Genomic DNA, 9837 nt, shown 5'->3' with positions numbered 1-9837 from the left:
GGGCAGCGCCGCCCGGCCTGAACGCGCTATCCCCGCCCTGAAGGACAGGGATAGCGCGCTACGAATCTCAGTCATCGGCCACGCCGATGAGATGCTCAGCCCGCCTTCCCCAGAAGACCATGGGGTTCCGCGACCGCGATCCCGCTGCCGAGACCGGACGAGTTCCGGCGCGCAGGCCGCAGGCGAGGGCGTGGCTCGGGGAAATGTCGCCGCGCGGAGCGTGCATGGTCTACGCTCATCTCCCGATGGCTATACGCGACAAACTTGCCTCTCGCGCCCGGCCCTATCTGGAGCCCGGCGAGCAGGTCCGGCAGGTGTTCATGACCCAGACCAGCTCGCCGTTCCTGTTCGTTCTGATGCCCGCGTCCTACTACATGGTCGGCCGACGGATCGTTGTCGTCACCGATCGCAGCGTTGTCGTGCTGCGTGCCCGGCGGCTGCTGCCGAGCCGTCCCACGGGCGGAGAACTCCTGGCCCGGCTGCCACGACGTACCCGCTTCGGTGAGATGGAAGGCCTGTTCTGGGGCCGCACATCCGCGACGGGCGAGCAACTGTGGATCGGCAGCCCTTTCCACAAGGACGTCGCGCAGGCGGACCGGGAACGACACCGGCCACCTCGTAACGCCCCTCCGGACTCCTGACAGTCACCGGGCCGCGGTCGGGGCTGCTCTGCGAATCCCGCGAAATGACGTTGATCATATCCGGGGTCAGCCCATAAGGTTTTGGAACGCGGTTGATCCCGGCGCGAGCGAGCCCGGCCAGAGACGTGTGCTGACCTGCGGCGCCGGAGCATCATCGGGGCGGGAGGCCCTGGATCGGCGCGCCGGGAAGGCGGCGGCATGGGCAACACCCCGCAGGACGTCGGCACCGGCATGGGCGGTGCCGGCAGGCGGCTCGAGGTGCGTGTTCAACCAGCCTTCGCTTTCGCCACCTGGTGGTTCCGCCCGCAGGGCGACGGGCTGCGGCAAGCCGCGGCGGACGGTGGCACGCCTGACCTGAGCGGCCCCCGATCGGTCCTTTGCGGCTTTGGCGATGGTGTCCCGGTGGGCCCCTGGCGTGCATGGCCGACGCTCGCCGGCCGTGAGTACGACGGTGCGGACGCCGAGCGGGTGCTGTTGACGGTGTCCCAGCGCATCGCCGGCTTCTTCCGGGCCGGACGGCCAGTCGACGTTCTCCCCCGCGCCGGGCAGGCACCGCCACGCCCGGTTCCGGCCGGCGTCCTCGACGGCCCGGCGACCAACCCCGAATGGCTCCTGCGGGCACTGCTCGAGTACCGGCGGCCCCGCGGCGCCGCCGGGCTGATCGTCGGGGCGCGACACCGGTGGCAGCACAGGGTCCACGGCTGTTCGGTCACCGCCGATGGTCGTGAGCTGTGGTGCACGGTGAACAGCCACCGGGACGAGGTGCTCGCCGGCTTCGATGTCGAGCAGACCTCCGAACGGGTGGCCGTCCGCGCCTGGCTCGCCTTCGGCCCGGACGGGCCGACGACCTTCGGCCGGGGCAGGACCCGGGTGCTTCCCGACGGCCGCAAGGTCAGCACCATGTTCCGCCAGGCCTCGGGCCGCCGGTGGAGCACCGTCGTCCCGCTCGACGAGCCCCTCGGGACCCGCCCGGTCGTCGACGTCGCAGCCCCCGACCCGGGGGCCAGCGGCAAGGCACGCCTCGCCTGGCTCGCGGAACGAGACGGGACCGGCACCGAATCGAGCCGGTAGTGGCCGATGCCCCGCGCCGGACCGTCCGGTGACTGCTCGCCGATTCATCGGGTCGCTGTCGTTCTCCGAGTGATCCAAGGGTGTTCTGATCTGCCGTTAAGGCTTGTTTAGGACGGCGGCGCTTCGATGGTGGGAGTCGACTGGAGCCGGGTCCTTCGGGAGGGGCGTCTGATGGGTTGGCGGGATCGGTTGTTGCTGCGCCGGTATGGCCAGGGCCGTTCGAAGAGCCGGGCCACACTGCTCGATCGGGAGGCCGGCCCCACGGACCTCGCCGACCTGCGGGCCTTCGTCGCGGAGCGGATCGGGGTGGAGTTCTACGTCGAGCCGGAGACCACCGCGACCGACACGACGGTTGTCGCGGTGGACCGGGACGGCGACTGGATCCGCCGGCGAGTCGGGACCCCGACCGTCGCCGCCAAGCTGGCGAGGTCGGTGGGCGTGCCGGTGTACGACGCCGCGGTGCTCGGGTATCCGCGGCGGATGCGGGAACGGAACCGAACCCACCGAGGGTGACCCCGCGGCCGGCCGGTCCCCGGCCTCGGCTGTTTCGGGTGCGTCGGATGGTGGTGGTGAGCGCCACCTATGCCAGGCTGGCCCGTCTCCCGGACGGAGGAATCGGCCGGTTGGTGCGGTAATGAGTCGAACGGCTGGCGGGAGCCCTGCGAGTCACCCACCGTGACCAGCCGTGTCGGATCGCACCGCGCGGAAGGTGTCCTCAATAGTGATCTTTATTGTGCTGGCTTTCCCCTTCGCACTCATGTTGATGATGTTGGCGATGCACGCGATCGAGCTGCACCTCGACACGCCGCCGACACCGGCGCTCACCCCGGCACGCCGCCGGTCGGTCATCGCCGCGGCGCGGCCGGCACCGCTGCGACTGCCCGCTCCCGTCCCCCCGCGCCCGTCGCTCCCCGCGCCGGTTGCCACGACGATCCCCGGGCTGCGCGTGCTACCCCCGTTGCCGGTGCTGCCCGCGCTGCCAGCCCCGCGCTCGGCGACCTCGGTGACCGCGACGATCGTGCCGGCGAACACCGTGGCCGCGACGATCGTGCCGCCAACCGCAGCAGCGGCGGCGGCAGCGGCGAACACCGCGACCGTTCCGATGGTCATCACGACCGTGGCGGCCGCGGCACCCGTCACGGGATAGGACGGCGGCCAGCGGGTCGCAGCCGCCGCCGATGCCGGCGGACCCGCCCCTTCTCCGTCACTTCAGTTCTCCGCACACCGGATCTCTGTCACACCAGGCTTCCCGCGGCCCGCTCCGCGTCCTGGACGCGGACCTCCCCGGACATCAGCTTCGGCGACAGCGCGTCCCGCAGCCGGGCCAGCGCCGCCGACTCCGCGTGCGCCGCCTCGCCGCGCGCGTCCAGCGCCGCCAGCTCGGCGCCGATCCCGGCACACCGCTCGGCCGCCGGCACCGCGATCACCAGGTCGTTCAGCTTGGCCCTGCTCAGCTCGGTCTGGCCGGTGCTGCCCTCACCCATCGAGGCGATCCTCGGCTGCGCGGCCAGCATGGAGAATGCCCCGCACACCGGGTCCAACCGGTCCGGTGCGAACCGGACGACGGTGACATGCGAGTCGACGGTCGCCCGCGTCGCATGCACCCACCTCGCCACCCGACCCAGGGTGCCGGTGCCCGTCGAGTTGACCAGGACGTCGTCCGCCCGCAGCCGCTTCGCGGCGGGAACCGTGGCCGGCTCCGTCCCGCGGGCCGGCGCGAGGTCGACCCGGCCGGCGCGTACACACTTCTGGTTGAGTACGACGAGCGCGGAGTCGTCCGCCGTGTACCGGGGTGTGATCCCCCGGGTCAGCGTCTCGACCAGGTCACCGAGCCTGAGTTCCCGGCGGCCCGGCCCGCGCGTCGCCGCCGCGTACCGTGCCTCGGCGAGCTCCCGGGCAGTCGAGGCAAGCCGATGGTTCAGCGCGATCTTGTCGTCGAGGGCGCCCAGCACCGCCGCGATCGCCCGCTGTTCGGGATACTCCGGCGCACGCAGCTCGACGGCGGCGATGTAGTTGCGGTTGAGCGAGGGCTGCGCGCTCCCCGAGTTGAACCGGGTGAAGTCGATCGTCCGCAGCAGGAAGTAGAGAAAACGCGGATCGTTACCCTGGAAGTCCTCGACGAACAGCACGGTGTTCAACGGCCAGTAGTCAGACGGCACGTACGTCACCGTGCCGATTGACGAACCGCTGCGCCCGAGAGTGATCCCCGGCCCGGCGACCGGCCCCCGGTCGTGCCACCCGCTGACCCCGGCGGAGCCGACCACCGGAAAACGACCAGCCCGGCGTTCCGGCGCCGGCAGGTCGAATCCCCGCCGCAGCCGAACCAGGTCAGCGAGCGAGCTGCGCCGCCATTCAGGCATCGAGGCGCTCCAGTTGGCTGCGAACTTCCTTTTCCAGGCGAGCGGACTCTTCGAAGTGGATGAAGAGTTCCTTGGCGAGACGCTCGATCTTCTCGGCCATCGGCTCGTCGTGGGAAATGTCGGCTTCGGCGGCGCCTACGTAGCGGCCCGGGGTCAGGACGTGGTCGTGGGTGCGGATCTCCTCGGTGGAGGCCGAATAGCAGAAGCCGGGAATGTTCTCGTAGGCCAGGCCCTTGTCGCGGGCCGACTTCGCGCCACGCCAGGCACGGTAGGTGTCGGTGATCTTCTCGAGGTCACCGTCGGTGAGGATGCGCTCGGTGCGGTCGATCATCGTGCCCATGTCGCGGGCGTCGATGAACAGCGTCTCGCCGCGCCGTTCGGCGAGCCGGCGGGCGCCCAGCTGGCCCTTGTCCTTCGCGAAGAACCACAGGCAGGCGGGGATCTGGGTGGTGCGGAACAGTTGTGGCGGCAACGCGATCATGCAGGCCACCAGGTCCGCCTCGACCAGCGCGGCACGGATCTCACCCTCCCCGGACTGCCTCGACGACATCGAGCCGTTCGCCATCACCACGCCGGCGGTCCCGCGGGAGCCCAGCTTGGCGATGATGTGCTGCAGCCAGGCGAAGTTCGCGTTGCCGGCCGGTGGGGTCCCGTACCGCCAGCGCTGGTCGTCGACGGTGCGCGCCCAGTCGGACATGTTGAAGGGCGGGTTCGCCAGGATGAAGTCGGCCCGCAGGTCCGGATGCCGGTCGTTGCGGAAGGTGTCGTCCCACCGGGTACTCAGGTCGCCGGTGATCCCGTGGATGGCGAGGTTCATCTTCGCCAGCCGCCAGGTCCGTTCGTTCGACTCCTGGCCGTAGACGGCGATGTCGCCGGAGTGGGTGAGCCCCCGGTGCGCGACGACGAACTTCTCCGCCTGGACGAACATGCCACCCGAACCGCAGCACGGGTCGTACACCCGGCCCTCGTAGGGTTCCAGCACCTCGACGAGCAACCGCACCACGCTGGCCGGGGTGTAGAACTCACCGCCGCGCCTGCCCTCGGCGCGGGCGAACCTCTCCAGGAAGTACTCGTACACCTCCCCCAGCACGTCCCGTGCCAGCCGCGTCGCCGCTTCCGTCGGAACTCCGGCGGTGGATTCGCCGAAAAGCGCACCGTCCTCGCCAGTAGGCGTGGGCGCGGGCCGCTCGGTCGCCCGGTGGCCGGTGAAGCGGGCGTCACCGAGCAGGTCGACGAGCTCGCCGAGCCGGTGCTGGTCGACGCCCTCACCGTTGAAGATCCGCGGGAGGACGCCGGTGAGCGCCGGGTTCGTCCTCATCACGGCGTCCATCGCCGCGTTCAGCAGTTCCCCGATGCCGGCGCTTCCCGCGCTCGCCGCGATGTGCTCCCACCGGGCCTGCCCCGGCACCCAGAACACACCCTGCCCGGTGTACTCGTCGACGTCGTCGAGGAACTCCTCGGCCCGGGACTCGTCGATCCCGTCGGCGAGCACGTCCTGGCGGATCTGCTCGCGCCGCTCGGCGAACGCGTCCGAGACGTACTTGAGGAAGATCAGGCCGAGGACGAAGTCCTTGTACTGGGCGGCGTCCATCGAGCCGCGCAGCTTGTCGGCCGTCTTCCACAGCGTCTCGCGCAACTGGGCCATGGTGGGCGGTCCGGCCTGAGCGGACTTCCTCCGCGGGGGCATGGATCTCCTTGCGATCGTGGAACCGGCCGGTCAGGGGGTCGGGTTCGGGGCGTCGATCAGGGTAAGCGTGCCGTCTGTCAGCCCCTCGACGGCGGTGCGGCATGGTCCGCTGTCTCGGCGCGGACCGCGGCGGCCACCGTGCGGGCGGCCGCCGCGACGTCCGGGTCGAGGCCTTCGCCGGCGGAGAAGTCGCGGCCGGAGATCGCGTAGATCACGACGTGCTTCGGGAGTCGACCGAGGCCCCGTCCGATCTCGACGGTGTCCGCGAGCCCGAGCGCGTGGGTCGAGGCGGCGCCCACCTCCCGTGGCAGCGCGTGGTCGTCGGCCTCGACCCGGTGCACGGTTCCGGGCGGGGCCGCCGATTCGGCGGCGTCGATGATCCAGACCGCGTCGGCCCCCTCCCACGCGAGGAGCAGGCTCGTCGGTTCGCCCTCGGACTCGAGCACGTCCACGCCCGGCGGGGGCCGGCGGCGGAGCAGGCGGGCGACCTCCAGGCCGACGGCGTCGTCGTGCCGGTAGGGATTGCCGATCCCGACGACCGTCAGTCGCATTCGATGTGGAGGGTCAGGAAGTGGGTCGCGCAGGAGATGCAGGGATCGTAGTTGCGGACGACCCGCTCGCAGCGCCGGACGAGTTCGGCTTCGGGCAGGTCCAGGCCGCGTTCGACGACTCCGCGCAGGTCGTCCTCGATCGAGCGCTGGTTCTGGGAGGTCGGCGGAACGATCTTGGCGTCGAGAACGGTGCCGTCCTGATCGGTCGTGTAGCGGTGGTAGAGCAGGCCGCGGGGCGCCTCGGTGACGCCGTACCCGGTTCCCGCCCGGGGCCGGGACTCCAGCGCGGGGACGTCGGGCTCGGTGTAGTCACCGATGATCCGCAGTGCCTCGTCGGCCGCGTGGACCATCTCGACGCAACGGACGACGATGGCGCGGTACGGGTTGCGCTCGGGTGGGCGCAGGCCGATGTCGGCGGCTGTCTCGCGCGCGGCGGGTGCCAGCCACCGTGCGTTCAGCGCGAAGCGGGCCAGCGGGCCGACGAGATAGGAGCCGCCCGTGGCGAGGGTGGAGTGCAACGCGTTCGACCAGGGGACCTGCTCTTCGGTGAAGTGCCGGTCGTAGTCGGCGGCGGCGATGTCGAGCCCGTCGGTCGAGACGATCCGACCGCGTTCGACGGGATACTCGCCGGGTTGGTGGAGAGCGACGAAGGGCTGGGAGATCTCGTCGTCGGGGAAGTCCAGGCCGGCGACGAACCGGGCGGCGTCCCGGGCGATGTCCCGGGCCCGTTCGAGCCGGGGGGCGAGGTCGGTCAGCTCGCGCCGGCGGGGTGCCCGGTACCAGCCGCCGACCCGCGCGTTGACGGGGTGGATCGACCGGCCGCCGATGACGGTCATGAGGGTGTTCCCGGCTTTCTTCAACGCGAGCGCGTTCTCCACCAGGGCGGGATCGTCCTGTGCGAGGTGGATCGCGCTGTCGTAGCCGAGGAAGTCCGGCAGGTGCAGGAGGAAGACGTGCAGGGCGTGGCTCTCGATCCACTCGCCGCAGTAGATGAGGCGGCGCAGGGCCGCGGCCGGGCCGTCGACGTCGAGGCCGCAGATCTGTTCGATGGCCGCGAGCGCGCTCATCTGGTAGGCGACGGGGCAGATACCGCAGATACGGGCGGTGATGTCGGGGGGTTCGGTGTAGGCGCGGCCGCGCAGCAGCGCCTCGAAGAACCGCGGCGGCTCGAAGATCTTGAGGCGGACCTCGGTGGCCCGCCCGTCGACGACCTTGATCAGCAGCCTTCCCTCGCCCTCCACCCGAGCCAGCGGCGGGGGCGTGATGGTCCTAGTTGTCATGATCGGACCTCCCGCCGCCCTCGCTGCCGCCGTCCTCGCTGCCGCCGGACGCGGCGCGGAACGCGGGCGCGGCGGCGTTGAACGTCTGGAACACCCGGCCGACGTCGTCGTCGTCCATGCCGAGGACCTTCAGCTGCCGGGTCAGCGCGGGGGCGTTCGGGCTCTCCATGGGGCCGAAGCAGCCGTAGCAGCCGCGGTGGTAGGCGGGGCAGATCGCGCCGCAGCCGGCGTGCGTGACCGGGCCGAGGCAGGGGGTGCCGTGCGCGACCATGACGCAGACCGTCCCGCGCCGCTTGCACTCGGTGCAGACGGAGGACGAGGAGATGCCCGGGCGTCTGCCGGCGAGGAACGCGCTGATCACCTCGATGAGCTGGCGGCCGTCGATCGGGCAGCCCTGCAGCTCGAAGTCCACCCGGACGTGCGCGGAGATCGGGGTGGACGTCGACAGCGTGGAGACGTACTCGGCAGTGGCGTAGACGGCGGCGAGGAAGCCGCGGACGTCCGCGAAGTTGCGCAGTGCCTGGATGCCCCCGGCGGTGGCGCACGCCCCGATCGTGACCAGGCGTCGGGACGCGGCCCGGATCTGCTGGATGCGCTCCGCGTCCTGCCCGGTGGTCACCGAGCCCTCGACGAGCGACAGGTCGTAGGGCCCGGCCACCGTGGCGCTGGACGCCTCGAGGAAGTAGGAGATCTCGACCTGGCTGGCGAGCGGGAGCAGCTCGTCCTCGCGGTTGAGCAGGGTGAGCTGGCAGCCGTCGCAGGAGGCGAACTTCCAGACGGCGAGCCGGGGCCTGGCCGCCGGGGTCGCGGTCGGTGCCGGGGACGAGGCCGGGAACGGAGTCGGTGTCCGTGTCGGTGTCGGTGTCGGCATCAGAGCTCCCGCACAGCCAGCAGCGGGCCGAGGCGGTCGTAGTCGCGGACCGGCCCGTCGAGGCAGAGGATCAGCGGGCCGAGCTGGCAGCGACCGCAGTGCCCGACGCCGCAGTGCATGTTGCGTTCCACGGACAGGTGGACGCGGTCGGCCGGCACTCCGACGTCGACCAGGGCCCGCGCGGTCAGCCGCATCATGATCTCGGGGCCGCAGGTGAACGCGACGGCCCGGGCCGGGTCGAATCGCACGTCACCGAGCAGGGCGGTGACGAGCCCGACCCGGCCGCGCCATCCGGGCGCACCGCCGTCGACGGTGACCAGGGCCTGCAGGTCGGCCCGGTCCTGCCAACCGGCCAGCTCGCGCCGGTAGAGGAGGTCGACGGGTGTGCGGCTGCCGACCAGGACGACCACCTCGCCGTAGGCGTCCCGCCGGCCCAGGATCCGCCGGACCACCGGGCGCAGCGGTGCGAGTCCGAGTCCGCCCGCGACCACGACCACGTCCGAGCCGGCGGCCGCGCTCATCGGCCAGCCTCGCCCGAACGGACCACGCACCCCGAGGACGTCACCCGTCCGGGCGGCGCAGATCGCCGCCGTCACCGCCCCGACGGCCCGGACGGTGTGCACCAGCGGCCCGCCGGTGCCGGCCGGCTCGGGACAGGCCGCCACGGACAGGGGCACCTCACCGACACCGAAGGCGTAGACCATCGTGAACTGGCCGGGCTCGGCGCCGATCGGGGCCCCGGAGAGCGGTTCGAGCTCCAGCGTCCAGGTGTCACGTGTCTCCTGGCGGCGGCGCGTGACCCGGAACGGCCGCGGGGTCATCTCCCCGGCCGCGCCGTCAGCCCTGGTCCGGGTTTCCGTAGACATCAAGCAGTCGCAGACGGGTCGCCTGCAGGCGCTCGACGAGCACCTGGGCGAGGTGGAGCAGCGCGTCGTAGCCCAGCGCCGGGTCCCGCGCGAAGGTTCGGCGCAGGCAGGAGCCGTCGATGGCGCTCGCCCGGACGGGTGACAGGGCGCGGGCGTCGAAATGCAGCCGGTACGGCGGGAACAGCCACGACCAGCCGACCACGCTGCCGGCCGTGACCGTCTCGATGGGAACCAGCCCACGGGACGGGACGAACATCTCGATCGCCACCGTGCCCCGCCGGATGACGTAGAGAGTGTCCGCCGGGTCGCCCTCCCGCAGGATCACCGCACCGGCGTCGAACGTCGCGTCGCGGGCGCAGCGGGCGAGCAGCGCGAGGTGATCCGGGCGCATGCCGGCGAACACTCCCGCCTCGCCCAGGGGTGTCTCAACGGATTTGACGTCCTCCCCGGCCTGAAGGCCGGGGATTCCTACTGCGTCGTGCGCGTTCACGCGCGATCGCCTCGGTGGGT

Annotated in this window: 11 protein-coding genes; 3 read left to right on the top strand and 8 right to left on the bottom strand. The window is 71.6% G+C overall.

Annotated elements, in window-relative coordinates; translation table 11 throughout:
* Positions 1–224 precede the first annotated feature (224 nt).
* From MXD62_RS26130 to MXD62_RS26120, 3 genes are all read left to right on the top strand, one after another.
* A complete protein-coding gene (locus tag MXD62_RS26130; RefSeq protein WP_248832073.1) occupies positions 225–641 on the top strand; it encodes a hypothetical protein in 417 nt (138 codons plus the stop codon).
* Positions 642–839: 198 nt separating this feature from the next.
* The gene (locus MXD62_RS26125) at positions 840–1712 is read left to right on the top strand and encodes a hypothetical protein (protein ID WP_248832072.1); all 873 of its coding nucleotides are present in this window, start codon (positions 840–842) and stop codon (positions 1710–1712) included.
* 171 nt (positions 1713–1883) lie between these two features.
* Positions 1884–2225, top strand: a complete 342-nt coding sequence (locus MXD62_RS26120) for a hypothetical protein (RefSeq protein ID WP_248832071.1) — start codon at positions 1884–1886, stop codon at positions 2223–2225.
* A 153-nt stretch (positions 2226–2378) separates the two neighbouring features.
* Here MXD62_RS26120 and MXD62_RS26115 read toward each other — a convergent pair whose 3' ends face one another.
* From MXD62_RS26115 to MXD62_RS26080, 8 genes are all read right to left on the bottom strand, one after another.
* Positions 2379–2822, bottom strand: coding sequence for a hypothetical protein (locus MXD62_RS26115; RefSeq protein ID WP_248832070.1), 444 nt, complete (start codon positions 2820–2822; stop codon positions 2379–2381).
* Positions 2823–2947: 125 nt separating this feature from the next.
* The gene (locus tag MXD62_RS26110) at positions 2948–4072 is read right to left on the bottom strand and encodes a restriction endonuclease subunit S (RefSeq protein WP_248832069.1); all 1125 of its coding nucleotides are present in this window, start codon (positions 4070–4072) and stop codon (positions 2948–2950) included.
* On the bottom strand, positions 4065–5759 hold the full coding sequence (locus tag MXD62_RS26105) for a class I SAM-dependent DNA methyltransferase (protein ID WP_248832068.1): 1695 nt from the start codon (positions 5757–5759) through the stop codon (positions 4065–4067). The genes MXD62_RS26110 and MXD62_RS26105 overlap by 8 nt, the downstream gene beginning before the upstream one ends.
* Before the next feature lie 77 nt (positions 5760–5836).
* Positions 5837–6310 carry a hydrogenase maturation protease gene (locus MXD62_RS26100; protein WP_248832067.1) on the bottom strand — a complete coding sequence of 158 codons (474 nt, stop codon included), beginning with the start codon at positions 6308–6310 and terminating at the stop codon, positions 5837–5839.
* Entirely contained in the window at positions 6301–7590 is a 1290-nt protein-coding gene (locus MXD62_RS26095) for a Ni/Fe hydrogenase subunit alpha (RefSeq protein WP_248832066.1), read from the bottom strand. The genes MXD62_RS26100 and MXD62_RS26095 overlap by 10 nt, the downstream gene beginning before the upstream one ends.
* Entirely contained in the window at positions 7580–8461 is an 882-nt protein-coding gene (locus tag MXD62_RS26090) for an oxidoreductase (RefSeq protein ID WP_248832065.1), read from the bottom strand. Before MXD62_RS26090 ends, MXD62_RS26095 begins: the two co-directional genes overlap by 11 nt.
* Positions 8461–9327: an FAD/NAD(P)-binding protein gene (locus tag MXD62_RS26085; RefSeq protein ID WP_248832064.1), complete on the bottom strand. Its 867-nt coding sequence runs from the start codon at positions 9325–9327 to the stop codon at positions 8461–8463. Before MXD62_RS26085 ends, MXD62_RS26090 begins: the two co-directional genes overlap by 1 nt.
* A partial coding sequence (locus MXD62_RS26080; protein WP_251082343.1) for a cyclic nucleotide-binding domain-containing protein occupies positions 9299–9837 on the bottom strand: 539 nt, incomplete at its 5' end. The genes MXD62_RS26080 and MXD62_RS26085, both read right to left, overlap by 29 nt.

It is taken from the genome of Frankia sp. Mgl5 (assembly GCF_023242985.1).
Lineage (GTDB): Bacteria > Actinomycetota > Actinomycetes > Frankiales > Frankiaceae > Parafrankia > Parafrankia soli.
Note: the sequence above shows the minus strand (reverse complement) of the source record. Positions and strands in the feature narration are given on the sequence as shown.